This window comes from Alteromonas sp. AWJ4_199, assembly GCF_056159165.1.
In genome coordinates this window covers 3,286,957-3,312,493 of the sequence record NZ_JBSWUR010000001.1, presented here as the reverse complement: position 1 = coordinate 3,312,493, position 25,537 = coordinate 3,286,957, and the positions used below count along the sequence as shown (strand labels likewise).

Annotated in this window: 23 protein-coding genes; 8 read left to right on the top strand and 15 right to left on the bottom strand. The window is 44.1% G+C overall.

The window, feature by feature from the left end:
• Nucleotides 1-24: 24 nt before the first annotated feature.
• The 3 genes from ACXAER_RS14485 to tyrS all read right to left on the bottom strand — a co-directional run bounded on the left by ACXAER_RS14485 (nt 25) and on the right by tyrS (nt 2,902).
• Nucleotides 25-552, bottom strand: a complete 528-nt coding sequence (locus tag ACXAER_RS14485) for an RNA polymerase sigma factor (RefSeq protein WP_474830318.1) — start codon at nt 550-552, stop codon at nt 25-27.
• A gap of 69 nt (nt 553-621) precedes the next feature.
• Entirely contained in the window at nt 622-1,329 is a 708-nt protein-coding gene (locus ACXAER_RS14480) for a hypothetical protein (RefSeq protein ID WP_474830316.1), read from the bottom strand.
• A 373-nt stretch (nt 1,330-1,702) separates the two neighbouring features.
• Nucleotides 1,703-2,902: a tyrosine--tRNA ligase gene (gene tyrS / locus ACXAER_RS14475; protein ID WP_474830314.1), complete on the bottom strand. Its 1,200-nt coding sequence runs from the start codon at nt 2,900-2,902 to the stop codon at nt 1,703-1,705.
• Between the two features lie 427 nt (nt 2,903-3,329).
• On the opposite strand from tyrS, the gene ACXAER_RS14470 reads away from it, so the two are divergent.
• Nucleotides 3,330-4,655 carry an OapA family protein gene (locus ACXAER_RS14470; protein ID WP_474830312.1) on the top strand — a complete coding sequence of 442 codons (1,326 nt, stop codon included), beginning with the start codon at nt 3,330-3,332 and terminating at the stop codon, nt 4,653-4,655.
• Between the two features lie 10 nt (nt 4,656-4,665).
• Nucleotides 4,666-5,868, top strand: coding sequence for an anhydro-N-acetylmuramic acid kinase (locus ACXAER_RS14465; RefSeq protein WP_474830310.1), 1,203 nt, complete (start codon nt 4,666-4,668; stop codon nt 5,866-5,868).
• 51 nt (nt 5,869-5,919) lie between these two features.
• Here the strand turns inward: ACXAER_RS14465 and fucP are convergent, their stop codons facing one another.
• The gene (gene fucP, locus ACXAER_RS14460; protein WP_474830308.1) at nt 5,920-7,257 is read right to left on the bottom strand and encodes an L-fucose:H+ symporter permease; all 1,338 of its coding nucleotides are present in this window, start codon (nt 7,255-7,257) and stop codon (nt 5,920-5,922) included.
• A gap of 502 nt (nt 7,258-7,759) precedes the next feature.
• Between fucP and ACXAER_RS14455 the strand changes: the two genes are divergently transcribed.
• Both ACXAER_RS14455 and ACXAER_RS14450 read left to right on the top strand, forming a co-directional pair.
• Nucleotides 7,760-9,073, top strand: coding sequence for a carbohydrate porin (locus ACXAER_RS14455; RefSeq protein WP_474830307.1), 1,314 nt, complete (start codon nt 7,760-7,762; stop codon nt 9,071-9,073).
• Nucleotides 9,074-9,233: 160 nt separating this feature from the next.
• Nucleotides 9,234-10,355 (top strand): alkene reductase, encoded by a 1,122-nt coding sequence (locus tag ACXAER_RS14450; protein WP_474830306.1) that lies wholly within the window; start codon nt 9,234-9,236, stop codon nt 10,353-10,355.
• Nucleotides 10,356-10,529: 174 nt separating this feature from the next.
• Here ACXAER_RS14450 and ACXAER_RS14445 read toward each other — a convergent pair whose 3' ends face one another.
• Both ACXAER_RS14445 and ACXAER_RS14440 read right to left on the bottom strand, forming a co-directional pair.
• Complete coding sequence (locus ACXAER_RS14445) at nt 10,530-10,976, bottom strand: SRPBCC family protein (RefSeq protein WP_474830304.1); 447 nt, start codon at nt 10,974-10,976, stop codon at nt 10,530-10,532.
• 202 nt (nt 10,977-11,178) lie between these two features.
• Entirely contained in the window at nt 11,179-12,990 is a 1,812-nt protein-coding gene (locus ACXAER_RS14440; RefSeq protein ID WP_474830302.1) for a trans-sulfuration enzyme family protein, read from the bottom strand.
• A gap of 155 nt (nt 12,991-13,145) precedes the next feature.
• On the opposite strand from ACXAER_RS14440, the gene ACXAER_RS14435 reads away from it, so the two are divergent.
• On the top strand, nt 13,146-14,138 hold the full coding sequence (locus ACXAER_RS14435; RefSeq protein WP_474830300.1) for a D-2-hydroxyacid dehydrogenase: 993 nt from the start codon (nt 13,146-13,148) through the stop codon (nt 14,136-14,138).
• A gap of 168 nt (nt 14,139-14,306) precedes the next feature.
• Here the strand turns inward: ACXAER_RS14435 and ACXAER_RS14430 are convergent, their stop codons facing one another.
• From ACXAER_RS14430 to ACXAER_RS14415, 4 genes are all read right to left on the bottom strand, one after another.
• Complete coding sequence (locus ACXAER_RS14430) at nt 14,307-14,879, bottom strand: glutathione S-transferase family protein (protein ID WP_474830299.1); 573 nt, start codon at nt 14,877-14,879, stop codon at nt 14,307-14,309.
• 198 nt (nt 14,880-15,077) lie between these two features.
• Nucleotides 15,078-15,422: an iron-sulfur cluster insertion protein ErpA gene (gene erpA, locus ACXAER_RS14425; protein WP_474830297.1), complete on the bottom strand. Its 345-nt coding sequence runs from the start codon at nt 15,420-15,422 to the stop codon at nt 15,078-15,080.
• A 239-nt stretch (nt 15,423-15,661) separates the two neighbouring features.
• A complete protein-coding gene (locus ACXAER_RS14420; protein ID WP_474830295.1) occupies nt 15,662-17,539 on the bottom strand; it encodes a methyl-accepting chemotaxis protein in 1,878 nt (625 codons plus the stop codon).
• 49 nt (nt 17,540-17,588) lie between these two features.
• Nucleotides 17,589-18,371, bottom strand: coding sequence for a hypothetical protein (locus ACXAER_RS14415; RefSeq protein ID WP_474830293.1), 783 nt, complete (start codon nt 18,369-18,371; stop codon nt 17,589-17,591).
• A 128-nt stretch (nt 18,372-18,499) separates the two neighbouring features.
• On the opposite strand from ACXAER_RS14415, the gene ACXAER_RS14410 reads away from it, so the two are divergent.
• The gene (locus tag ACXAER_RS14410) at nt 18,500-19,333 is read left to right on the top strand and encodes a polyphosphate kinase 2 family protein (RefSeq protein WP_474830291.1); all 834 of its coding nucleotides are present in this window, start codon (nt 18,500-18,502) and stop codon (nt 19,331-19,333) included.
• Between the two features lie 31 nt (nt 19,334-19,364).
• On the opposite strand, the gene minE is transcribed toward ACXAER_RS14410, so the two are convergent.
• The 5 genes from minE to ACXAER_RS14385 all read right to left on the bottom strand — a co-directional run bounded on the left by minE (nt 19,365) and on the right by ACXAER_RS14385 (nt 23,436).
• Nucleotides 19,365-19,619, bottom strand: a complete 255-nt coding sequence (gene minE, locus ACXAER_RS14405) for a cell division topological specificity factor MinE (protein ID WP_118492536.1) — start codon at nt 19,617-19,619, stop codon at nt 19,365-19,367.
• Nucleotides 19,619-20,428, bottom strand: a complete 810-nt coding sequence (gene minD, locus ACXAER_RS14400) for a septum site-determining protein MinD (protein WP_269916709.1) — start codon at nt 20,426-20,428, stop codon at nt 19,619-19,621. The genes minE and minD overlap by 1 nt, the downstream gene beginning before the upstream one ends.
• Before the next feature lie 30 nt (nt 20,429-20,458).
• Complete coding sequence (gene minC / locus ACXAER_RS14395) at nt 20,459-21,253, bottom strand: septum site-determining protein MinC (protein WP_474830289.1); 795 nt, start codon at nt 21,251-21,253, stop codon at nt 20,459-20,461.
• 352 nt (nt 21,254-21,605) lie between these two features.
• Nucleotides 21,606-22,979, bottom strand: coding sequence for a class II fumarate hydratase (locus ACXAER_RS14390; RefSeq protein WP_474830287.1), 1,374 nt, complete (start codon nt 22,977-22,979; stop codon nt 21,606-21,608).
• Nucleotides 22,980-23,103: 124 nt separating this feature from the next.
• Nucleotides 23,104-23,436, bottom strand: coding sequence for a hypothetical protein (locus tag ACXAER_RS14385; RefSeq protein ID WP_474830285.1), 333 nt, complete (start codon nt 23,434-23,436; stop codon nt 23,104-23,106).
• Between the two features lie 201 nt (nt 23,437-23,637).
• On the opposite strand from ACXAER_RS14385, the gene azu reads away from it, so the two are divergent.
• Both azu and ACXAER_RS14375 read left to right on the top strand, forming a co-directional pair.
• The gene (gene azu, locus ACXAER_RS14380) at nt 23,638-24,087 is read left to right on the top strand and encodes an azurin (protein ID WP_474830283.1); all 450 of its coding nucleotides are present in this window, start codon (nt 23,638-23,640) and stop codon (nt 24,085-24,087) included.
• 91 nt (nt 24,088-24,178) lie between these two features.
• Nucleotides 24,179-25,429 (top strand): putative manganese transporter, encoded by a 1,251-nt coding sequence (locus ACXAER_RS14375; RefSeq protein WP_474830281.1) that lies wholly within the window; start codon nt 24,179-24,181, stop codon nt 25,427-25,429.
• The last annotated feature ends 108 nt before the right edge of the window (nt 25,430-25,537 follow it).

Genomic DNA, 25,537 nt, shown 5'->3' with positions numbered 1-25,537 from the left:
TCGCTCATGGCTTTTTATCCTCGCTCATGGCTGTTGTCCCATAATCTGTGTTAACTGTTGACGGGCGCGACTGACACGTTTAGCGACGGCACTCTCTTTAATACCTAACATATTGGCTATTTCCAGCTGACTGAAACCTTCTAAAAGCAAAGCCAATACCTGTCTGTATTTAATTTCTAGCTGACGTAAGCTTGTCATGAGGTCCATCGCATTCTCTTGTAACGTCGCATCACGAGATGAAATAGCGCTGGTTGTGTAAGAAGAATCAAATTCTCCCTCGTGAGTGAATTCTTGACGCCGCTGCTCTTTAATCACGTGGTCAACTGCCTTGTTATGCGCTACTTTGGCCACAAACGTTTTCACACTTGCCTCTCCACGAAAGCCACTAGCCTCCTCTTTTGAAGTTCCTTCAAAAGCACGCCAAACCGCCAGTGACATTTCTTGTATCAGTTCGTCTTGAAGGGATTTATTGGCTTCAAACGTTGCTGCAATACGCGCCATGAGCGGCGCATATTCACTAAGCAGTTTTTCTATTTGAATGGTTTCTTTCACTGCATTTCCATTTTTATTATTTTTAATTCCGCGCTTTAAGTGAGCAGTTGAATTACTCTTCGTAGCTGATTAGCGAAATAAGCGCTGGTAAGCAACAAAGCACATACATGAAACAATAGGGCCAAACACTAATCCCGACAATGCGAAAGTATAGGGCGCAAGTGCTACTGTTAAGAAAATCATGACACCTATTATCAACATCGGCTTATAAGCGCCAACTACTGCAACAATACTATTTGTAAAAGATGCTGGGATTGAGCGATGTTTTAAAATAAGCAACATAGGTACAAATAAAAGCAATACATTTATTGGAGTTGCCGAACCCATCATTAGCCCAACTTTCCAAGCGGGTACATCTACTACCACACCATTTGCTAACGCCTCCACGGAATCTGCGCCCATTAACATAGCGCCAATTTGAAATTGGATCCACGCGATCACTGGCCCAGTCAAACTCCACAAAGCGACATTTGTCCATGAACGCAGGGTACCTCCCGACAATCTCAGCTTGTTATTTTCTGCTAAGTTGGCAATGGCCAGCCACATTACGGTAGCCAGAAGCGGACCTACCCATTTAGATATACCTAAGCCAATTGGCCCTGCTAGCGCTTGAATGAGCCCCGCGGCAAATAAGGTAACAAAAGAAAGCCCCAATAATTTAAAAGGCGCTTTTACAAAAAGCTGCCACCCCTCTTTCAGCCATGTGAACGCTTCCTTCGCAGGAAGACTCTTGTTAGCTTGGTGGTATGTTGCACGAGTCGAAGTTACCGTTGTCATGTTTTTGTCCTTTGCATTGCGTAAGCGTTAGTATTTAGTTTCACTGTTGTTTCATCCCAGCCTGCTACGCGTTAACTGCTTATCGTAAAGTTGGGTTCATTGATTGATTTTTCCCCTATAGACGATAGCGATTGCAAAAACCTGACAAACTTTTTCAAAAAAAAGTAAGAAAAATAAAAAAACTCAAAGCGACAATGACTTATAAACGTTAAAGCCAATATCCCCACTTTTAAATTTGGCTTGCAGTTTAACTTTGTATGAGTAATTGGGGCCTTCTAAAAAAATAACCGCTCTACTTTCCTCTAGTACTTATATTTCAAGCAAAAAAAAGCCCGCTTAACTAAGCGGGCTTTCAAAACATTTCAAAAAAACATTAGGCTAATGTAATGCGCGCAAACTTGCGCTTACCTACCTGATAAACGTTTTCACCTTTTTCAGTGAGCACTAAACGGGTGTCTTCTACTTTGTCGCCGTTTATTTTAACTGCGCCCTGTTTGATCATGCGCATGGCATCTGACGTTGAACCAACAAGTTTCGCTTCTTTTAATAAATTGCCGATAGCGATGCCTTCTTCACCTAGCGCTACTTCAAGCTCTGGCATGTCATCAGGAATAGCATTTTTCTGAAAGCGTTGAATAAAGTCTTGATGCGCGCCTTCTGCCGCTGCGTCGTCATGGAAGCGTGCAATAATTTCTTTCGCTAGCATGATTTTGATATCACGTGGGTTTTCGCCGTTAGCAACACGAGATTTAAGCTCGGCTATCTCTTCTAACGGACGGAAGCTGATAAGATCATAGTAACGCCACATCAAATCGTCAGAAATAGACATCACTTTACCAAACATGTCGTTTGGCGCGTCTGTGATACCAATGTAGTTGTTCAATGACTTCGACATCTTTTGAACACCGTCTAGGCCTTCAAGTAGCGGAACCATCACAATTGACTGCTGCTTTTGGCCTTGCTCTTTTTGAAGCTCACGACCCATCAGCAAGTTGAAACGCTGGTCAGTACCGCCCAATTCAACGTCTGATTCAAGGGCTACCGAGTCCCAACCTTGCACCAATGGGTATAAGAATTCGTGGATAGCAATAGGCTGGCCGTTGTTGTAGCGCTTCTTAAAATCATCGCGCTCTAGCATACGCGCCACGGTTTGGCTTGCCGCAAGTTTGATCATACCTGCCGCACCAAGACCGTCCATCCATTCTGAGTTAAAACGAATTTCTGTTTTATCTTCATCTAGGATCTTGAACACTTGTTCTTGATACGTTTTAGCGTTTTCTAATACCTGTTCTTTACTTAAAGGCTTGCGTGTGACATTTTTACCTGTAGGATCGCCAATTAGGCCAGTAAAATCACCAATAAGAAAAACAACTTTATGGCCTAGTTGCTGGAATGTACGCAACTTGTTGATCAACACAGTATGACCAAGATGTAGATCAGGCGCAGTTGGATCAAAACCCGCTTTAATGGTTAGGGTTTTGCCGGATTTTAGTTTTTCAATTAAATCCTCTTCGGGGAGTATTTCATCGACGCCCCGTTTAATCTCAGCTAGCGCTGTTTGCCAATCTTTCATTTGTTAATCACACTCTACATAACTGTACATTCAATATTGGCGGGCATTTTACGCGTACAACGGAACCATTAAAAGCTTTGCGCGTCAAAAAACGGATTACAAACAGTCATGTTGTTAAACCCAACAGCTTTGAACGCGAAATTAGTGTATTGAATAAAGCTGAACTGAATGTGAGGGGAGAGGGCTTTCGCAAACACGCGGTAAACCCATCCATGGGCGCTCCGCCACCGCTTCCTTGCGGTGGAGGGTTTGCTCCAGCCCTCCACCTCGCATTCAGAGATATTTAGATAGCGCATTATGTAATTGCGAGTTTAAGAGCTATTGGGTGTAACAATTTGCGCTAACAAAAAAATGAGAAAAGTTGCATTTTTAAGCAACGTATGTGAAATAGTGTTGTGCACATAACATTTCTCAGGTGGGCTGTAGTATGAGAAAGAAATTAGACGCTTCTAAAGCGCTACATTTATATAAAAATTTACCTAAGCAACATAGAACCGGCATTGCTATCGCAAGCTTATTTCTTGGCGGGCTTATCCTTTTGCCGTCGGAGTCTGTAGAGGCTAGCCGTCATCAAGAGGCACATATTTTAGACGCAGGTGTCCGCTACCCTGTAGATCTTAACATTACACCGTCAACCGACGTTTTTTCGAATGAAGAAGAGTCTACTTGGCAAACGTATAAAGTGCGAAGTGGCGATACCCTAGCAAAGCTGTTTAAGCGTGCAGGGTTCACATCCCGCGATGTTTACAATGTGACTCAGGCTGGTGAACTAACAAAAACACTTGTTACTTTATTGCCTGGTGACGAATTATCGTTTAAAGCGAACAAAGACGGTAGCTTTGGCGAGTTAAAGTACAAGCTATCTTCAACGGAAACTCTTTTCGTTCGTCCGGATTCGACTGACGAGAACAGCAGTCTTGTCGCTGAATTAGAAAAACGCGATGTAGATATTCGCTATAACTTTGCGCAAGGTGAAATTCACTCAAGCTTTTGGAATGCCGCGAGAGATGCTGGGCTTACCAGCAACCAAATTATGAATTTGGCAGGTATTTTCGGCTGGGACATAGATTTCGCAATGGAAATACGCTCTGGCGATACGTTCAACGTTGTTTTTGAAGAGCAATACATTGATGGAGAGTTCGTGGGCTACGGCGATATAGTAGCAGCGGAGTTTACTAACCAAGGCGAACAGTTTAGTGCGATCCTTCACGAGGACGGTACTTACTACACCCCGGAAGGGCGTAGCATGCGTAAAAGCTTTTTACGTGCGCCGGTTAATTTCAGATATGTCAGCTCTAACTTCACGAAGGCACGTTTCCACCCAGTACAAAAACGCTGGAAAGCGCACCGAGGTACAGATTATGTTGCTGCGATTGGTACGCCAATTATGGCTGCGGGTGACGGTAAGGTAATTAAAGCCGGATACGATAAATATAACGGTCACCATGTATTCATTCAGCATGGCGAGAAATACACAACCAAATATCTTCACTTTAAAAAGCGTGCAGTGAAGGTAGGAGATACGGTTAAGCAAGGCCAAACCGTGGGCTATTTAGGTAGTTCAGGAATGGTTACTGGCGCCCATCTTCACTATGAGTTCTTAGTAGATGGTGTTCACCGAAATCCTCGTACGGTTGAGCTACCGAAGGCGCTTCCTATTGCTAAGGAAGAGAAAGAAAGGTTTATGGAAATTGCCGCAATACGCCAAGAGCAGCTAGATAATAACAAGCGCATTATGCTTGCAATGAAATAGCGACGACTAAATGGCAAAATATATTGGCCTGATGTCAGGTACTAGCATGGACGGCGTGGACGCCGTCCTGTGCGACATCTCGCAAACGTCTTGCACCACCCTCGCCGCCCATTCAATTCCTTATTCTGCCGAACTACTTACTGCACTCAATGCACTTTGTAGTGAAGGTCCTGATGAACTTAATAGTTTGGCCATCGCTGATAGACTGGTTGCTGAAACCTTTGCAAAGGTCACCTTAGCGCTGCTTGAGAAAAACAACCTACATCCTTCGGATATTACAGCTATTGGCTCCCACGGCCAAACCATACGTCACCACCCGAATTCCGATGTATTGTCAGCACACTTTGCAGAATCATCCATACGCGGCTTCACCTGTCAGATAGGCGATCCTAATACCATCGCTGTTCTTACCGGCATTGATGTTATTGCCGACTTTAGGCGCAAAGATATAGCCCTTGGTGGTCAGGGTGCTCCCTTAGTGCCCGCTTTTCACAATGCAGTATTTGCCAGTGATGATAAACACCGAGCACTCGTTAACATTGGCGGCATAGCTAACGTTTCACTGCTTGCGCCAAAACAAGATGCTTCGCCACCTAAAGGGTTTGATACCGGACCCGGTAACACCTTGATGGATCAGTGGATAAGCCTTCATTTAAATAAAAGCTTTGATGAAGACGGAGCATGGGCTGCGTCAGGGCATTGTCACTCAGGCCTGTTAAACAGGCTCTTATTGGATGATTACTTCGCTTTGCCTGCGCCTAAAAGTACTGGCAGAGAGTATTTCAATATTAATTGGTTAAGCAATGCGCTTGCCGATTACTTCCCTTCTAGTGCAGAGCTACAAAGCGAAGAAAAGAACAATAATTTAGCCCCTAAAGACGTGCAAGCAACCCTACTTTCGCTAACAGGTACTACTATCGCTCAGGAAATTGTAAAGCATTTACCTAAAACCAATCATGAAGGTGCAAAAAGCGAAGTTGTAGTATGCGGCGGTGGCGCATTTAATAAGACGCTCATGGACTATCTAAGCGATGCGTTATGCGATTATGTAGTAACAGACAGCCATGCTCTGGGCATTCATCCACAGCACGTTGAAGGTGCGGCTTTTGCCTGGTTTGCATATGCATATATGAATGATATTCTAGGAAACGTACCTGCAGTTACGGGGGCTTCTAAAGCCACGGTACTTGGAGCCTTGTATAAAAAAGCGTAAAAATGGGCCAACGATAAAATCACTAGCCCCGAATACGTTACTTCAAAAATACTATTTAGCTATTCCCATTTGCATCTTTTTAAGGGCATCTGCGTCTATATCGGACTGAGGCTTAGCGCAGCTCTTTTTAGCGCGCATATCGAAGTAGCCATAGCCACCTACAAGCAAAAAGCATATAGCTGGAACAATATATGACACAACAACACCCGCGCTATCAATAATGGCGGCTTGGAAGAGCGGCATGATAGCGCCGCCGAGAATCGCCATTACAAGGCCAGCTGCGCCTAGTTTGGTGTCTTCACCAAGACCTTCAAGTGCAATGCCGTAAATCGTTGGAAACATTAGTGACAAACAAGCAGAGATAGATACCAATGCGATTACGCCTGCTAAATTGGGAGACTGTGTCATGAAGATACATAGCGCCATGGCAACCAGTGACATGATCATTAATAGTCTAGCTGGGTAGAGGTATTGCATTACCCACGTCATCACAAAGCGAGAAATTAGAAATACAATCATGCTGTATTGTAAGATTTCGCCACCACTCACTTCGTTGCCACCCGTCGCTTTCATTGCATACTGGATAGTGAAGGTCCACACGCAAGTTTGCGCTCCGACATTGAAAAACTGAGCCAATACACCAAAACGGTAATGCCTGTTAGCAACTAAGCGCTTAAGCGATGCGCCCAACTTAACGTCTTCCACACTTGACTCAACCGATTCCTGAATTGGCGCTTTTATTAGGAAGATAGCAACCCAAACTAAAACTAGCACACATGCCATACCTACGTATGGAAGCATTACTGCATCAAGCTCCGCCCCTATCACGTTTTTAAGCTCGCTTGCCGACATGGCGGCACGCTCTTGTGCAGATGCCTGATTCAGGTTTGGCAATATAAGCGTTGCAGCCAAAAACACACCTAAATTAGTGCCAACGGGATTAAACGCTTGAGCTAAATTTAAACGGCGTGTCGCGCTTTTTTGATTTCCCATCGCCATAACGTAAGGGTTGGCTGACGTTTCAAGAATAGATAAGCCACCAGCCAATACAAAAAGCGCAGCAAGGAAAAAGCCGTAAGTCATAGTTTGACTGGCTGGATAGAACAGAAATGCCCCCGCGGCCGCGCAGCCCAGCCCGGTCAATACACCTGTTTTATAAGAAAAGCGCTTGTTGATAAAAGCAGCAGGAATGGCTAAACAAAAATACGCGCCATAATAGGCAAATTGAACCAATGCCGATTGCAAAGACGACATGGTAAATATTTTACTAAATACCTTTACCAAAGGGTCTGTCATGTTCGCAGCCACACCCCATGCAGCAAAGCAAATCGTTAACAATACAAAGGGAATCAATGTGTCTTTGGAAACCAAAGGGGCGTTGTTCTTCATAATAACGGCCTTTCGCTTGTAAAAAATTAGTTAATCAATTTAAGCATCACCCTTTACCCCTGTCAATAAATCAATTTAATTTATTTATATCAAATTTCGTCAAAAATTAGACTTTATATGTAGAAGATCATTAACAACCACTGCAAGACTTTTTTTAAACCGATCAAACAAAAGATAAAAAACATTTAAAAATCAGAATTTTAATAATATAGAAATGCCATAAAGAAATATTTCTGCACGCTATAAAATACTGCAATTTCCCTCCCCCCTCATTTACAAAAAACACACAAATTTTGAAAAACCTATAAATAAACATGGTTGATTTAATTGAGTAAGTTAGTTAAATTTCGTTCAAAAGAAATATATGTTAACGCGGTGTAACGTCAATCACGTCCGATTTATCTAACGTCAACAAAGAGTTAGCAAAGAATGTGTAGATGCCATCAGTCACACGCTCGTAACAAGCTACGGCTGATAAACATTTTTAATTGAGAGAATAACGATGAAAACAACTATAGCTACACGTCGCCTTTCTAGATATAAGAGAGGGTCATACACCACAATACTCGCTGCTACCGTTCTTTTTGCTGCCACCGCGTCAGCATCACAAAGTAAGTTTCAAGAAGCGTTTGACTTTCAAGCAAGTTACACAGGCGAGTCAGCAACCAACATTAACGGTGGTGAGCGCAGAGGTAGTGCCTATGCTGGTCAGCTTTTTGTAGGTGGAGAACTCGACTTAAATACGTTAGCAGGTTGGGATGACACTAAAATTCATATTGCCATGACAAATCGACACGGTAAAAACTTAGCCGAGCACTACATCGGAAACAGCACATCTGTACAAGAGATCTTTGGCGGTCAAAATACCCGTCTTGCACGGTTTACGATTTCTTCCACATTTCTAGATGGCGATTTAGAACTAGAAGGTGGCCGTACTGTAGCGAATATCAGCTTTTTAGGCTCTGAACTTTGCCAGTACTTTCAAACCAATGCTGCCTGTGGGAACCCAACTTTTGTATTTAGAACCAGTAATTTTACTTGGTGGCCGGTTTCGAGTTGGGGTGGCCATGCTAAATACTGGCTTTCACCAAAAACATACCTTCATACCGGCGTGTACGAAGATAATACCAGTCATCAGGACTTAGGCGATCACGGCTTCGATTGGGCGACTAATGAAGCTACTGGCGTTGTTGTTCCGTTCACTCTAGGGTATCAAACTACTTGGGATAATGACGAACTACCAAGAAGATATGAAATTGGCGGTTGGTATGATGGCGCAGACTACACCGATCCTGTCTTTGATGATGAAGGCAACTATGCGGCGCAAACAGGTAATGATTACGCTGTTAGAAACGGTCGCTCGGGTATATTTGCTCGATTTGAACAAACTGTTACTCGCCCTAACCCACTCACGAAAGAAGGGTTAACGCTTTTCGGCGCCGTGCTAACCGGTACATCTGGCGAATTGATTGAAGACTATTATGTCAAAGCAGGCTTTGTACTAAGAGGTACCATGGCGTCACGTCCTGACGATACTCTGGGCTTCGTGTTTACCCGTCAGCAATACAGTGATGAAGCGCTAGAGGATCAGCGTATATTAAGAGCCGTAAACGGCGGGGTTGGTACTCCAGCAAGTAGCCAAACCATGTTAGAACTGAGTTATGGCTATCAACTCAACGACCACGTAAGAATTCAACCAAACGTTCACTACATCATCAATCCCGACCAATTCGCAGAGCGCGACAGAGTAATGGCACTTGATGATGCTATTGTTCTAGGCCTAAGGTTCGACGTCAACCTAGCAGCTTTACTGTAAAGTTTTCTTCCTGCAATACACTCAATAGCGCCTTCGGGCGCTTTTTTACAAATCCAACTCCCCGCTATTCCTGTATTCAATACTTATCTTGCGGCGTTTATAGCGCTAACAAGCGTAACGCTTCATCAACAAACTCTTCTTCGTTGAATAAGGAATACGAATGACAGACTCAGTACTTTTCAGCTCGTTCGATTGGGCAGGTAACACATTGCAAAACCGCATGGTATTAGCACCAATGACAAGAGGTAGAGCGGGCGCCGATCGCATACCCAATAAAATCATGGGCGATCACTATGTTGAGCGTGCAGATGCAGGGCTTATTATCACTGAAGCAACGACCATATCAGAAGAAGGCATTGGTTGGGTTGATACCCCTGGAATTTACACTGACGAGATGGTTGAAGGCTGGCGCTCAATCGTGAACCGCGTTCATGAAGCGGGTGGAAAGATTGTACTTCAACTCTGGCACACCGGGCGCGCATCTCACAGCGACTTTCACAACGGTAATTTACCTCTTTCAGCATCTGCTATCAAAATTGAAGGCGATGAGATTCACACGCCTAAGGGCAAAAAGCCCTACGAGGTGCCGAAAGCCATGACATTTGATGATATAAAGCGCACTGTAGAAGACTACAAAAAGGCAGCTATTAACGCCAAAGCTGCAGGGTTTGATGGCGTGGAAGTGCATGCGGCAAATGGGTACCTTATTAACCAATTCTTAGATAGCCGTAGCAACCAACGCGACGATAATTACGGAGGCAGTCTAGACAACCGATATCGCTTCTTAAGCGAGGTGATGGACACAGTATTGAGCGTATGGGAAAAAGAGCATGTCGGTGTAAGGTTATCGCCAAATGGCGCATTTAACGACATGGGTGCCGACGATTTTCGAGAAACCTTTACCTATGTAGCCCAACAGCTAAATAAACTAGAGATAGGCTATTTACACATAATGGATGGCTTAGCATTTGGTTTTCATGAGCGTGGTGAAGCCATGACATTAGCAGAATTCAGGGCTCTTTTTGACGGTATGCTAATGGGTAACTGCGGCTATACGAAAGAAGAAGCTGAACAGCGCTTATCTGACGGTGATGGTGACATGATTGCTTTTGGAAGACCTTGGATCACAAACCCAGATCTACCTACTCGCTTTAAACATAACTACCCACTAACGTCATTTGACGATCCGTCTGCTTGGTACGGAGGAGGCGAAGAAGGCTATAACGACTTTGATACTTACCGAGAAAAAAGCGGAAAAGACGCGATGACATCGCTGACCTAAACTAGCTCTGGGCAGAGAAAACCGCTCTGCCCTTGTCTGGCGCCCGCTGAATTCTTATCAAACAGTGTGTATCAAACACTGTGCCCCATGTATACGCGTCGCTCTCGGTACTATTCCCAAACCAGGCCTAAACTATGCCTAACTTGCAGAAAGCTGGTGACTTCAGAAGAATGGTTAATTAAACGATTTTTTCCTAGCTGCTAACACGGCAAGTTTTTCCAAGCACGACATCCACGCGAAGTTGTGCTGATCGCACTCTTGCTTGTTTAAAAAGCCCTGTTGAATAAGAACTAGCCTTACGTTGTCTTCCTCGGTCTTTTCGAAGTGAATGTCCACCGATGTCATTATCGACTCTTCCATGTCATCTTCCCACGCCCAGGAAAACGACAGCTGCTCATTCGCTAAAATGGTCACATATTCTCCGGTTAATGACATTTCTATACCGCTGGGATCCATCATTTTGATGCGATAACGCCCCCCCTCTTTAAAATCACTCATAATTTGTGTAACTGAACAATCGCCTGGTGCAAACCACTCTGAAAGATACTCAGGTTCGTGAAATGCTGTAAAGATAAAGGGCAATGATGCATCTAGCGTTACATCAATTTTAAACTCGTGCATAAAGCCGCCTTAGTTATTCAATTTAGGTAAGGGTTTTAGTGTCTTTTTTACTTTATAGCAAAGAAAATCGCTCATCATCGCTAATAAGCTGTGCCAAAAATAAAAAATCCCGAGCCCGCGTAAGGAAAGGCCCGGGAGAAGGAGAACATCCTCAATTTGTTTTATCGACAGTTCAAGACAATTTCTTGAACTAAAAGTGTACCTATGCCCCTTTCATCAGTGAGTCCATACTGGCCTTGCTGCCAAAATGCTGTGAGCTTACTCTCTCACTAACTGATAAATACAAATCATCTATGTCGGCGTTTGCCATAAACTTCTCGCAAAAACCAGGCGCATGAGGCTCTATAAAATGCTTGGCGGCCAGCATAAAGTGAGCAATAAGCTGCTTAACGTTGTCTGTACCCATTGCAATGCGCATAGTCGTCAATTCTATTCCGGCTTTTTTCTGTTCGTCGCCACTGAGTTCTGAATGGGACGTTAACGCGGGGCACAAAACAATCGTATTGTTTTGACCTATGCTTACTTGGTGGCTAAAGGCCGGCTCTAGCGCATCGAAAAAGCGCACAAACACATCGCGAGGTAAGTTTGCCGGTGCCATGTCTACGGTGAATAAAGTACAAGGCCAGCCGTGGGTATGCTGTTTCTCGCGCAAACCTGCATTGCTGTGTTCAGGCAACGCATGACAGTTAACGCGAATTTGGTCGTGGGCGTTGAGAAACGAGGTAAAGACTTGGGTGTTGATTACCTTGGTCATCATACGCTGTTCCAAGGTCTTCATACCGTTTAGTACATCAAAGGCTTTTTCAGAATCTAGGAATGCACCTTTAATGTAGTACACATCCCAGAACATGGTTTCGGACCAGTCTACCCCGTTTGCTGAACTGCCTTTGGGCTGGAACATGCGATGCCCCTCGCCTATCACAACGCCCGCTGTGGTTGCGCCACTACCACACAGATCTTTGGTGTAGCTGTGGATGACATAATCGGGACGCGAGGCTTTGTTTTTATGCTGCAGCGGTTGGTGCAACACAGGCGTAGCCAGCGTAGAGTCCAACATAACTAACGCATTTTGTGCGTGTGCTAACTCACATATTCCGGGTACGTCCAGTACGTAACCATGTGGGTTGCATGGCGACTCTAAATACACATGCATTTTTGCTCCATTGCTTAAGCGTGAGGCATGTTCTGCCCTAGTTTGCTGCATAAATGCGGCAAAGCTTTGCGCGTCGTAACCATCAAACCATGCAATTTGAATATCCATGCGATTGCTGCGAGCGAAATAGTCATGAAGCAGCTGATACACCCCACCATATACGTTTCTAGAAACAATGAGCACATCGCCATGACTCAGCACGTTCGATAAACAGGCATCAATTGCCGCCATGCCCGAATTAAAATTCCACGCCAAGTATTCAGCGGCGTAAGGGCCCGCTTCCATATCTACAATTGCGTTGGCAAGGGAGATGTTGGTAGGGTTTAATAATCGCGAATAAATTTGATGGGTAAACTCTTTTCCTTGAAAAGCATCGTCTACCCATTCAGTACAGGCATACACATAGGTTGCTGTTCTTACCACCACGGGTGTAGCTGAAAAAAGTGCTGTGACATTGTCGAACAGCGGATAGTGCCCTTGCGAACCATTTCCGCTCGACAAGCTTTGGTATGTGGCTCTAAACGGGTTTTGCAGCGTATCTAATATCTTAGCAATTTGAAAAGACAAAAACTTTTTGGCATTGAAGTAGGCAAGTCTGTCTTCTTTATCAAGTTCTTGCAACGTGTTGCTAGTAATATCCCAAAGCTGCATAACGCTGGCCTGAGCACCGTACAAGTGATGAGCCGTATTGGCGAGTGCCTTGCCATAGTCGCTTTCGGCGCTTATGCCGAAATGTGAAAGTTGCTCTTCAACTAACGCCTGCGACGTTTCGGCTTGGGTTGTGTTACGCTTAGGTGATAGTACTTTTGCGTGCGTTACATCAACATCTATTGAATTTTGGAATTTGTTTTCTGACTGCATAGCGATTCCGTTGCAATTTAACTTCAGGTGCAAATACATAACACCAACACCGTTTACAAAAATGTAAAACTTAAATCACATTTTTAGAACAACCAGGTTAACGATAATGCATTCAGGCAGAGGAAAGAAAAGTTTACTTTAGGAGTGTTAGACCAATGACAGCAAGGAGTTCGAAGGTGATTGAACTTACCGTTTTAAGCAATGAGGCTAACGATATTGCAGATGCTCTTCGAGAAAAAATAGCAGATAACGATAGCTTTATCGGGGCCGATGGCCGCCCACTTATAACGCTTAAACAAATCACTACGCGTTCAGAAGATGTAGATACCAAAGACGTCAGAGTAATGCTCGCAGACCCTGATCTCGCTTCTAATATCATTCACAGCTGTGCTGCGCTTACCTGGTGTCAATCAACGTGGGCGGGCAATGCCCCGCTGCTGAATGCGAATAAAAAAGACTACACGCTTACTGGGCTAAAAGGAATTTTCGGTAAGTTAATGCGGGAATACGTTTTTGCCTACTTACTGGAGCATGCCAGAAATACAAAAGCGTTTGAACAAAATCAGCGAGCCGCCCGTCCAAAGTGGGAGGCCTTAAAACGGATACCCTTAAATGGGCAAACGCTGGGTATAGTCGGACTTGGCAGTATCGGGCAAGCACTTATTCCGGTTGCTCACGCCTTCGGTATGCAGGTTGTAGGTCTAACGAGAAGCGGGAAAGAAGTGGAAGGCGCTAATGCTGTTTACACTCCTGACGACATCGAGGGGTTTGCCAGTGCATGTGACCACGTAGTGAATTTAATGCCAGACACGCCCACAACACAAAACATGCTATCTCACGGCTTTTTCAACGCACTTAAACCTCATAGTGTGTTCATTAACGCTGGACGAGGTAGTGCCGTTGACGATGATGCTCTTATACTAGCTTTAAACAGCGGTGCATTGGCTCATGCGGTTTTAGATGTATTTCGCAACGAGCCCCTCGACCCCGCTCACCCATTTTGGCAGCATCCTAATATTTCAGTGACTGCTCACACGGCCGCCGAATCTCAACCAAGCGATCTAGCAGATGTGTTTTTAGACAATGCGCTGCGCTACATAAAGGGCGAGTCGCTTAATTACCAGTTTGATTTTGATAAGGGCTATTAATTGTTTAACAGCCCTTATTTTAGCAGCCCTTTCTAAAGCAGCCCTTTCTGTAGCAAAGTCGGAAACTTGGTTAAGCGTAACTATAGAGTGGTGATTGTAAGTTAGGACAACATTACCTATTTATACCTAATTTAACTACATTTACTTGGCTATGAATTTTGACTAAATCTAACTACGCGGGTCAGTTGCGGTTACTTCAATTCTGTCATGGTGTTTTTCGTGAAACGCTAACAATTGTGGGTAGCCTTTCATGCTGTGTAATTCGCGGAAAAGTACCCAATCGATCATACTATACAAACATATTTCTGGGTAAGTCCATCCACTAAAGCCACCCGCATCAAGCTGCTCTGACAACGTCCCCAATACTGCTTCAATCCGCTCATTTTGAAGTCGGTAATACATTTTATCTTCGCTGATATCAAAATCTGAACGCTTTAGAAGCATAAGCTGAACAAATGAATCATTGGCTGCGTCAATTAACGTTAGCTGGTTCTCTTCTTCCCAGCTTAAGCCATCGTGATCAAGCTTGTCGGCAAGGTAGTTATAAATAATGCGAGAATCGAAAACCATTTGTCCCTCGTCTTCAAGGCAAGGTACTTTTAATGTTGGGTTACGAGAAGCAAGTAGTTCGCGATCTTCACCTGAAAAGATCTGAAGATTTAAAAACTCGTGTTCTGTAGACGCTAATACGATGCGAATACGGCGTACATAGGGAGAAGTGGTTGAGCCATATAATTTCATAAACGCTGTCCTTAACTATGGTCGTTTAGTGAAATCAGTGTAGCCAGAATTTGAAAAGAAAAGGAGGTGTTGTGAAAAAACAACCGACAGGCATACAAAAGAATGCGATGTATGCCTATCGCTTTAACTATAAATAATTACAGATGAAGGGTTTCGCGTTTAAAGCGCACAGCGTGTGCTGCCCCTAAAAGAATTCACTTAAACGCTAAAGCTTGCGCCACAGCCACAGGTAGTGGTGGCATTTGGGTTTTGAACTAAAAACCGTGAACCTTCCAGACCATCTACATAATCGACAATGCCACCGACCAAGTATTGTAAGCTCATCGGGTCGACAACCATAGTTACGCTGTCTTTTTCAACGGTCATATCGCCTTCGTTCACCTTCTCATCGAATGTGAAGCCATATTGAAAGCCCGAACAACCACCACCTGTTACGTATACACGTAATTTCAAATCAGGATTTTCTTCTTCTGAAACAAGGGCTTTCACTTTCGCTGCTGCAGCGTCTGAAAACTCAATTGGCAACGCCGTTTCTACAGACATACCCACCTCTACAATAATCTCGTGCTAACGCACTTTCTGCTTAACCGCAATTATCTAATACTTGCGGATAGTTAGCAATTATTGGGGCAAAAGTTAACGAATCAACCTCAGCCATGAGTTAACAATCAAACCATGAGATAAAAATTAAGCCATGTAATAGCACATGAACCAACTAGTAGCACCTGAATTAACTCTAGTAGCTCTCGAACTATCCAAACTACGACTGTGGCTAACCTGCATTAAAGCGTAAATTTACTGATAGTGTTATCCAACGCTTTCGCCTCTTCATCAAGCTCATTGACCAAACTATAGCTTCTTTCCATACTGCGAGATGTTTCCTCTGCGGTTTGCGAAATGACAGAAATATTTTCGCTGATCTCACCGGTAGCCGCAGATTGCTCCCGTGTTGCTGAAGCCACATGGGTATTGGCTTCGGTTAACTTGCTTACCTCAGCCGATATGTTTGAGAGAGCCTGCACACACGTTGATAAGAACTCAGACGTGGCTTGTGTACTTTCGTTACCTCGCAGAATATCCGCTACTGTGTCCGACGTGCGCTTGTTTAATTCATCCATAAGCTGGCTAATTTCTGTCGTAGACTCGTTTGTTCTTTTCGCAAGGTTTCTAACCTCGTCTGCCACCACTGCAAAACCTCTGCCCTGTTCCCCAGCTCTAGCCGCTTCAATAGCTGCATTTAACGCAAGTAGATTAGTCTGCTCAGAAATGCCTCTGATCTCATCCAAAATAGAAGAAATAGAATTAATACTGCTAGAGAGCTCGTTAACTGAGTTGACCGACTTTGTCATGACACCGCTAAGCTCACTCATGTTTTGCATAGCCTTGTCTATTGTATTGGCACTAGCGCTGACGTTTTCTTCGGTAGTATTAGCGACTTCAGATGCGCCCTGGGCACTGTTTGATATTTCACGTACGGTCAAGTCCATTTCTTCAATTGCTGCAGCTACCGAGTTGGTGCTGTCGGTTTGTCTTGAAGAGTAACTTTGGGAAAGCTCTATTTGTTCGTAAACTTGGGCAGCTATGCCCTTAACGTGCTGTGCACTTTCCGAAACCTGGAGGAACATGGCATGGAGCTTTTCCAAAAATAAATCTATTTGAGCGGATAAAGCGCCAACCTCGTTATCTTCACTGATATTCAAGCGAGCAGTAAGGTCGCCATCCCGTTCGTTTAACGAAGTAACAGCGGCGGTAATAGTATCAATAGGCGCAAAAATCTTGTTCGACAAGAATCTCATTCCCACCAAACCTAGCGCTATGATAACAAGCGCAATGAGTATGTTAGTTAAAACAGCCGTGTTAATGGCTCCGTAAAGCTCATCGGTTGGAACTTCTGTAACTAAATACCAATCCAAGGAATTCAGTTTTACTGCAAGACGTGTTACATCATTGCCAGACACTTCTAGTTCACTGGGATTGTTCACAAATGCACTTGCATTCAACTTTTCGCCACGCTTTAACATGTTTGGGTGCAAAGCAATACTACCGGCGTCGTCAACTAGGTAAACAATGCCACTCTCAGCAACTTTATAAGAAGCTATCAGCTTAGACATGGCATCTAACGATAAACCCACGCCTGCCAGCGCTACGCGCTCACCTTCAATTTTTATCGCATAGTTAATAAACGCCGAAGCAACACCGTTCGATTTGTCGATATCAATAGCTATTTCAAAAGGCTGGCTACTATTAATAAAGGTTTGAAACCAAGCGTCGCTTTGAGGTGTGATCTGGCGATCTATACCATCATGGGTATAGTAATTATTAGAGTTTCCCGACACAACATAAGCACTAATGGCATTACTTTCTCGCTTTATTTCTGCAAGGTGGCTGGTGAGTACGTCAACGCCTTCTGAAGGCTCACCATTTTGCATCCAACGTTTTATGTACATATTGTTAGCCAATGAACGGCTTGGGAGTATTGTACTCTGCAAATCTAATTCAACAGCATTCTTGACCTCTTCAAGGGCGGTAGGTAGGTCTGATGTCTCTACCTTATTAGTAAGAAAAGTTAAAATAGACGTTGCAAATACGGCCGTGGTAATCACCACAGGTACAATAAGCGCGGAAATTAACGCAATGAAAAGCAAACGCTTTAATTGCATATTGATTTACTCCAAATAAAATTAAATAACTATCAACGCTAAGTTTGGCTTAAAAACGCCATACTGCCAGCGCTTGAACAACGCTGTCTTCTTCTTGCGTTCCTAGCTTGTTGTTCCAATACTGATACTCCACCCCAAGGAACAGCCTGTCCTTCACATTGAAGAAAGCCTGACCAGCGTCCCATCGCGCTTGGATTTGAGCCAATACCCACGACTCGACTACAGCGCCAGGTATTTCAGATGTTCTTTCATCGATGTACTCTGCATGTCCTTCAATATAAAATTGCTGTGAATAAAGACTTAGGGGGTATCGCCAAGCAATATCAACCATCCAGCTGTCGTCTTCTTTAGGTGCTCCACCAGCACTGAGTCCCTCGCTATCATCTAAATATGCGGTGACAAGCACATTCAAAAACTGGAAGCCTTCTACGTCGAGATGAAGTTGAATGCCTGGCAGATATTTTAAAACGTCTGACTCTGGCGCCATATTTACGCCCATGACAAAACTGATATCGCTAAGCACGCCACTGTAATTAGCATTAAATAGAGCTTTAGAGCTGAAAGTGGGGTACCACTCTGCGTATAGTTCATCACCGGCGGACGTGCTTGAATAGTCAGCAAAAAAGAAGTTTCCGCCATACTCCCACCCGCTGGCATGCTGGAACGTAAAAATTGTTGTAGTAAGTTCGGTACCCGAGGCCTCGGCAAAAGGCTGATTGAGCTTCCCGTGCTGGATATGAAGCTCGTTTTCACTCCATGTTGCACTATGGGTATTAAGAGAAAAAAGAAAAATTGCCGTCAAAAGAACCAACGAAGAAACGTTGAACTGCATACTTAAATCCTGTTAGCGTAATTTGACAGGTAAGTGTAGACGCTCTTTTTAATTCTGCATGAGATTTCTTAAAAATTAATAATTCGTGGTAAAAACTCTGATATCTATCTGAAATATAGGTTATTTATATGGGCTCTTCTCATTCAAAAACTTCCGCTACCTTGTTTGACGATTTCGGTCGCTCTCGATTTAGTGAGAAAGAAGAATACAAAAATCAGTTAAGTGCATGCCAAGAATCTCTTTTTCATGTTCAGCAGTCCTACTATCACCAAAAAAGACGCGCGCTTATCGTTTTTGAAGGTTGGGACGCATCAGGCAAAGGTGGAGCCATACGACGTATCACAGAGAAGTTAGATCCCCGCTCTGTGAACGTGTTTCCGGTAGCTGCGCCGACAAAAGAAGAACGTGAAAAACACTTTCTTTATCGCTTTTGGAAACAGATCCCTTCACCTGGTAAGCTCACAATTTTTGACCGTTCCCACTATGGACGAGTGCTGGTTGAGCGGGTTGACGGGCTAACCCCGGCCACAGACTGGCAGCGTAGTTATAAAGAGATAAACGAATTTGAAAAAACGCTTAGCGATAATGGCGTTCGCATCATAAAGTTGTTTATGCATATCTCTGCCGACGAGCAGCGCGAAAGGTTTGAAGAGCGCTTACACAACCCTTTTAAGCGTTGGAAGCTCACTGAAGAGGACTTACACAATCGTCGCATGCGCGAACATTACGTTGAAGCTATCAACGATATGTTCGAGAAGACTCATACCGATTATGCCCCATGGCATATTATAAATGGAGAGTACAAGTGGCAGGCGAGAGTTGACGTACTTGAGACCCTTGTTCAAGCATTAAGTGAAGGGGTAGATATTACCCCTCCCCCTTTAGATGAGAAGCTCATTGCTATGGCTTCAAAACAACTAGAGGTTAATGAGGAAAAGCTAAGAAGCACCGATAAAGAATAATCTATTACTATTTTCTATCGGTTATTACCAACTAGTTTTCCGGAAGCGTTACGTTTAGCTCTAGTACGCTGCATTCGTCATTATTATCAAGCTGAACTGATACCTGATCATCCGCGATAGAAACGTATTTTCTAATCACTTGGATAATTTCTTGCTGCATCATGGGCAAGTAATCAGGTTCGGTACGCTTTTTACGTTCATGTGCGACGATAATTTGTAACCGCTCTTTAGCTACAGCGGCAGTACTCGGCTTTTGCTTCTTTTTGAGCAGGTCGAAAATTCCCATTACTTCCCTCCTAGAAGACGCTTAAAGAACCCTTTCTTTTCTGCTTCAAGGAAACGATGTGGAACAGTTTCGCCTAGCAGACGTTTGACAGCATCAGCATAAGCTTGTCCTGCATTCGCCTCTTCGTCAAGAATAACCGGCTGCCCTTGGTTTGACGCTTTAAGCACTGACTCTGATTCTGGAATGACACCTAAAAGTGGAATAGCCAAAATTTCTTCCACATCGGCAACGCTTAACATTTCCGCACTTTCTACACGCATTGGGTTGTAGCGAGTAAGAAGCAGATGCTCTTTAACCGGTTCGCCCTTTTCTGCGCGCATCGATTTGCTTTGTAAAATACCTAAAATACGATCTGAGTCACGTACCGACGATACTTCCGGATTGGTTACTACAATGGCTTCATCAGCAAAATAAAGCGCCATTTGAGCACCTTGTTCGATACCTGCTGGCGAATCACAAATGATGTACTCGAAGTCTTTCTTAAGCTCATCTAATACTGCTTGTACACCCTCTACAGTGAGTGCATCTTTATCGCGAGTTTGAGAAGCTGGAAGGATGAAAAGATTTTCTGTTCTTTTATCTTTAATTAGCGCTTGTTTTAGTGACGCTTCTTTGTTGATAACGTTAACAAAATCGTAAACAACGCGTCGCTCACAACCCATGATAAGGTCAAGGTTTCGCAAGCCTACATCGAAATCTATCACTACCGTTTTATGACCTGCTAACGCAAGCCCCGTACTTATTGCTGCACTCGATGTAGTTTTACCTACACCACCTTTTCCTGAGGTTACTACGATAATCTTTGCCATCTATTCTTTCCTATTAGTGCGTACAAAGCATTAAGCTAACGGCTCTATACGTAATGTTTCTTCTTCTAAATACACTTGTGCAGGCTTCTTCCAGCACTCACCCTTTACGGTGTCATGCATAATGAATTGCCCAGCAATTGAAATGAGTTCTGCGTCTAATGACTGACAAAATACACGAGCCCCCGTGTTACCTTTAACGCCAGCTAACGCGCGTCCGCGCAACGTACCGTAAACATGAATGTTGCCATCAGCCAAAAGCTCAGCACCTTCGCTCACTGACGCAGTTACTACTAAGTCACTGCCTTCAGCATAAACTTGCTGACCAGAACGTACAGGACGATTGACAACTTTAGCAGGCTTAAGTGCGGGAGCTGCTGTAGGCGCAGGCTCGCTTCTAGATGGCTCTGCAGCCGCTTGCTGTTGAGCCTGAGGCGCGCGCTCGTCGCTATGGGTTTTGTTGCTGCCGCTTTCAGTGCCGTTATTAGCGCTCTCTTTTTGTGAACGAAGCGCGCTATCTGTAAATTTACTTTGGCTTACATCAGCTAATCCCAAATCATTAATGGTCGGTTTCAGCTCTGCCACTTCACCTTTCACCGCCATAGGCTGCAATTGCAAACGACGGCAAAGGGCCACCAGCAGTTCAAACTCGGTAGCAGACAAAGGCTTTATCAAATGCAAAATCAGTGAGGAACGGGTAAAGAACTGCGGCGCGCTCGCAACTTTCTTAGATAGCTGAGCTTCGAAGTTATCTGGCTCAAAATCTATTACTTCTAACACAATACTGGTGAGCGTAGTGCCCTTCATGCGAAAGCAAGTTTCTGTCATTTTTTCATCCCGAAAAGGCGTTACTTTTTTCCTAGCAATTCGCCATCAAAATAAGTAAAACCCATTAGCGCTAATGTCTGTCGCTGTCTTACGCAGCTATACAAATTATTTATAGTGTTACTGTATCAAAAATCCCGTTCGCATACAGCAACTGTATACCGTTTAAAACACGTTTTAAACCTGATAACGTCCTTTGAATAAGCCAAGAACGTGCCAATCACTGAGCAGTTTTTGATCAAGCGTAACTTATGCAAGTTGTTAGTACGCCCTGTTTGTATACAAACGCCTCTTTCACCACAAAAAAATGCGATCGTAGATCGCACTTTCTATCGTCTTCGTTTTCTCACAGCGCTCAAGGTGTGGTAAGTTTTTTCGGGTCTAGTAGTGATTCCAGCTCGTCTCTGGGGATATCTGTCATTGCTTCAGCTACATCAATAACAGGCTTGTTTTCTTTATAGGCTGTTTTTGCTATTTCCGCAGCTTTAGCATAGCCAATCACTGGATTGAGCGCCGTGACGAGCACAGGGTTTCTGTAAAGCGCAGCTTCAATGTTCTCTTGATTTACAGTAAAGCCCTCGATCGCTTGCTCGCCGATTAGCTTTGCACTGTTGGTCATTAGCGACAGACTTGAAAGCAAGTTGCAGGCAATCATGGGTAGCATTACATTTAACTCAAAATTCCCAGACTGCCCGCCTACAGTAATTGCAGCGTCGTTGCCTATTACCTGTGCTGAAGCCATTGCCACGGCTTCTGGAATAACCGGGTTTACCTTGCCTGGCATTATCGATGAGCCTGGCTGCAATGCAGGCAATGCTATTTCGCCCAAACCAGCTAGCGGGCCGGAATTCATCCAACGTAGGTCGTTAGCAATTTTCATAAGGGTGACAGCCAAACTTTTTGTCGCACCAGAAAGCGTCACTGCCGTGTCTTGAGAGCCAATAAGCGCAAAGAAATTATCTGCTGGTTTAAACGCGATATCGGTCAGTTCCCCTAGCGCATCTGAAAATGTCGTAGCAAAATCCGCATGGGCGTTTACACCTGTTCCCACGGCAGTGCCTCCTTGGGCAAGGGTTTGAATAGCTGGCTGCACAGCGCGCAGAGTTTTCACCTGCTGCTTAAGCTGAGATGCCCAAGCCAGTAAGCTTTGGTCCATGCCCACAGGCATCGCATCCATGAGGTGTGTGCGTCCGGTCTTGCAGTATTGCGCTACCGACTTTGCTTTGACTTCGATAGTACGAACTAAACTTTCAACGGCCGGTATAAGCTCGTTTGACAAGGCAATAGACGCGCTTACGTGAATGGTTGTTGGTATCACATCATTTGAACTTTGACCGAAATTTACATGGTCGTTCGGGTGAACCTCTTCACTTGAATAACCAGATGCCAAACGGGCTACTACTTCGTTGGCATTCATGTTAGTGCTGGTACCGGATCCCGTCTGAAAGACGTCTACCGGAAAGTGTTGCATAACATCGTCAAGGGCTAGCAGTTCATCGCAGGCTTTAACTATCGCCAAACCGCGATCGCTATCGAGTGCTTTGAGCTTCATATTTGCTTGTGCTGCGGCTTTTTTCACAGTGAGCAACGCCCGTATAAAAGCTTCAGGCATGCGTTGTCCACTGACCGGAAAGTTTTGAATAGCACGTTGAGTTTGTGCGCCGTAAAGTGCATCTTCAGGCACTTGTAGCTCGCCCATGCTGTCGCGTTCTGTGCGTGTTGCTGTCATAACTCGTATCCTTGTGTTGATGTAACTGAATTTTTGGCGTGTTTATCACGCTGTCATCAAAGGTCTACTCGGGCTACTAAGTGCAAACTAAGAGTACTCAGTAGGTATCTCCCTCGTTAGCCGCTCATAAAAAATGTGGGACTAGCACATGCATATCTATTTTTAATCTTGCAAGCGTAATTCGATCACTCTCGGTACAGGCGTAACGCTCAGCGTTAAGTAAAGGCCTGTATAAGTTGTCTAAACAGGCATAGCGCCATTGTTTACAAACTAGCGGGTCACAAATGACTTCATACAGCAATTCGACTGCATTTTTATAAATCGTAAATTTGTCGCTTTTCTGTGGTAATAAATTTGCGATGCAGGCCACACTGTCTAGATAGTTAACCAATACATTCAGTTCACCACCGTTGTGTCCAAAACGAATTTGTTTACGTGCATTTCGTATCGATGACATTAGCTTTATCGTTTATCAAGAGTGCATCAAAAAATAACGCGATGAATAGGCAAGAACTATTGATAGCAAACTCACCACAAAAACTCAAATGATAATTATTAGCATTTAACATGATCCAGTGCTATGCTTTTTCGTATTGAAAATGGAATCTTCTAATTCCACCGAAAGGTGCGGTTAATCTATATTCAAAGGATATTATTCATGATGAAGAAACTACTTGGCGGCACAGCCCTTTTCCTTTTAGCTTCCAGTGCATTTGCTAACGAATGTGAGACTACTGTGGAATCAAATGACGCGATGCAGTTCAATACAAAAAACGTAACGATCCCTGCAAGCTGCAGCGAATTTACCGTAACGCTTAAGCATACTGGTCAACTCCCGAAGCAATCTATGGGTCATAACTGGGTAATGACCACCAAGGCCAATGGGCAAGCGGTAGCAACAGATGGCATGAGTGCTGGACTCGATAATGACTACATTAAGCCTGGTGACGAACGTGTAATTGGCGCTACAGAGATTATTGGTGGTGGTGAACAAACTTCTACTACGTTTTCTGTTGAAGGTCTAAGTAAAGACGAAGAATACATGTTCTTCTGCTCATTCCCCGGTCATATCGGAATTATGCAAGGCACGGTTACCCTTTCTAGCTAAGCGTATGCGATTTGTCGATAGGCAAACGGAAGGCGCACTTTCAATTGTGCGCCTTCAAAATAGTGTTCAGTAATTTAAGAGTGAAGTGGTAATGGATACAGCGCCCCAAACATCGAAAAGTTCAAGAGCGTTGGAGCGCGATAAGTCTCGACCACATCTTCTAAGTGTCTTTACTCAAGCTTTCATTAAAAGCACTCTTTACCCGCTGTTATCTAATAAGCGACTGTTGATGCCGCTTTTAGTTTTAATCCTACTTACTCAAAGCAGTACCCATTCTGTAACGCTTTCAGTTTTATCAGACGCATACTTCCAAGTAGCAGCATTTGTTTATGCATCGCTTGCACTTTATTACTTGGCCACATTGCGGATCTCAGCTGACGCTATTGGCAATTACATGAAAACCCACCCAGTCCACGAGGTAGGCCTTTCGGCACTGCTTGGTGCTTTACCCGGCTGCGGTGGTGCAATTATTGTGGTGACTCAGTACACACGAGGTGTTACCAGCTTTGGCGCGGTGGTAGCGGTATTAACCAGCACCATGGGAGATGCGGCGTTTTTGTTACTCGCTCAAGCACCATTAGATGCGTTAACGGTAATGGCAGTAAGTGTCACCGTAGGCGCTGCAACGGGATTAGTGGTTAATAAATTCCATAATTATCGAGCACCTGAAACTGTTGATTCCAACCAAGAGCCCCTGAACACAGATAAACCGAAAGCACTAAGCCATAAAGCCGCTTCACTATCTACAGCATTCTGGATGATTGTGAGCTTACCGTCGCTAGTAGTCGCCTTGGCTCTGGCGTTTCAACTCCCCGTTCACAGTTACTTGGCTATCAGTGAGAATACGCTAACACTAATTGGCGCTTCTTTATGTATAGCAAGTTTGGTGCTTTGGTCATTATGTGGTTCTGGAAGCGGATACGCCTCTATTGCCAAAGAAGACGTCATTCCGCCCCCTCCTAAGTGGCAGGAAAAAGCCGCGTTAGATACGCAATTTGTATTGGCATGGGTGATACTCGCATTTTTGATTTTCGAGCTTTCTGTTGTCTGGTTTGGACTAGACATAGCGGGAATGCTTGAAACTATGGGATCTGGCTTGGTCGGCTTGGCTATTGTTATCGGTTTTCTACCCGGCTGCGGCCCTCAAATATTGGTCACCAGTTTGTATTTAAATGGTGCAGTCCCTTTTTCAGCTCAGTTAGGCAACGCGATTAGTAACGATGGCGATGCCTTGTTTCCCGCTATCGCACTTTCACCAAAAGCAGCCCTTATCGCTACTGTGTATTCTGCCATTCCAGCTTTTCTTGTGGGCTATGGCTATTGGTATCTCTTTGAATATTAACAAGATCATGCCCTAGAAATTACTAAGCTTTTACTTACCAAAACCATGAGCGTGAATAAATCATATGTGTGGAAAACCTAAGTATACCTAGCTATGTGCTTAGCTAAA

Excerpts from the sequence above, each read along its gene's own strand:
- ACXAER_RS14430 (WP_474830299.1), bottom strand. The coding sequence starts at position 14,879 with ATGAAATTATATGGCTCAACCACTTCTCCCTATGTACGCCGTATTCGC.
- ACXAER_RS14455 (WP_474830307.1), top strand. The coding sequence starts at position 7,760 with ATGAAAACAACTATAGCTACACGTCGCCTTTCTAGATATAAGAGAGGG.
- minE (WP_118492536.1), bottom strand. The coding sequence starts at position 19,619 with ATGGGAATTTTCGACCTGCTCAAAAAGAAGCAAAAGCCGAGTACTGCC.
- minC (WP_474830289.1), bottom strand. The coding sequence starts at position 21,253 with ATGACAGAAACTTGCTTTCGCATGAAGGGCACTACGCTCACCAGTATT.
- ACXAER_RS14390 (WP_474830287.1), bottom strand. The coding sequence starts at position 22,979 with ATGACAGCAACACGCACAGAACGCGACAGCATGGGCGAGCTACAAGTG.
- ACXAER_RS14435 (WP_474830300.1), top strand. The coding sequence starts at position 13,146 with ATGACAGCAAGGAGTTCGAAGGTGATTGAACTTACCGTTTTAAGCAAT.
- ACXAER_RS14445 (WP_474830304.1), bottom strand. The coding sequence starts at position 10,976 with ATGCACGAGTTTAAAATTGATGTAACGCTAGATGCATCATTGCCCTTT.
- fucP (WP_474830308.1), bottom strand. The coding sequence starts at position 7,257 with ATGAAGAACAACGCCCCTTTGGTTTCCAAAGACACATTGATTCCCTTT.
- ACXAER_RS14440 (WP_474830302.1), bottom strand. The coding sequence starts at position 12,990 with ATGCAGTCAGAAAACAAATTCCAAAATTCAATAGATGTTGATGTAACG.
- ACXAER_RS14415 (WP_474830293.1), bottom strand. The coding sequence starts at position 18,371 with ATGCAGTTCAACGTTTCTTCGTTGGTTCTTTTGACGGCAATTTTTCTT.
- minD (WP_269916709.1), bottom strand. The coding sequence starts at position 20,428 with ATGGCAAAGATTATCGTAGTAACCTCAGGAAAAGGTGGTGTAGGTAAA.
- ACXAER_RS14420 (WP_474830295.1), bottom strand. The coding sequence starts at position 17,539 with ATGCAATTAAAGCGTTTGCTTTTCATTGCGTTAATTTCCGCGCTTATT.
- ACXAER_RS14480 (WP_474830316.1), bottom strand. The coding sequence starts at position 1,329 with ATGACAACGGTAACTTCGACTCGTGCAACATACCACCAAGCTAACAAG.
- ACXAER_RS14465 (WP_474830310.1), top strand. The coding sequence starts at position 4,666 with ATGGCAAAATATATTGGCCTGATGTCAGGTACTAGCATGGACGGCGTG.
- ACXAER_RS14410 (WP_474830291.1), top strand. The coding sequence starts at position 18,500 with ATGGGCTCTTCTCATTCAAAAACTTCCGCTACCTTGTTTGACGATTTC.
- ACXAER_RS14470 (WP_474830312.1), top strand. The coding sequence starts at position 3,330 with ATGAGAAAGAAATTAGACGCTTCTAAAGCGCTACATTTATATAAAAAT.
- ACXAER_RS14385 (WP_474830285.1), bottom strand. The coding sequence starts at position 23,436 with ATGTCATCGATACGAAATGCACGTAAACAAATTCGTTTTGGACACAAC.
- tyrS (WP_474830314.1), bottom strand. The coding sequence starts at position 2,902 with ATGAAAGATTGGCAAACAGCGCTAGCTGAGATTAAACGGGGCGTCGAT.
- erpA (WP_474830297.1), bottom strand. The coding sequence starts at position 15,422 with ATGTCTGTAGAAACGGCGTTGCCAATTGAGTTTTCAGACGCTGCAGCA.
- azu (WP_474830283.1), top strand. The coding sequence starts at position 23,638 with ATGATGAAGAAACTACTTGGCGGCACAGCCCTTTTCCTTTTAGCTTCC.
- ACXAER_RS14450 (WP_474830306.1), top strand. The coding sequence starts at position 9,234 with ATGACAGACTCAGTACTTTTCAGCTCGTTCGATTGGGCAGGTAACACA.
- ACXAER_RS14375 (WP_474830281.1), top strand. The coding sequence starts at position 24,179 with ATGGATACAGCGCCCCAAACATCGAAAAGTTCAAGAGCGTTGGAGCGC.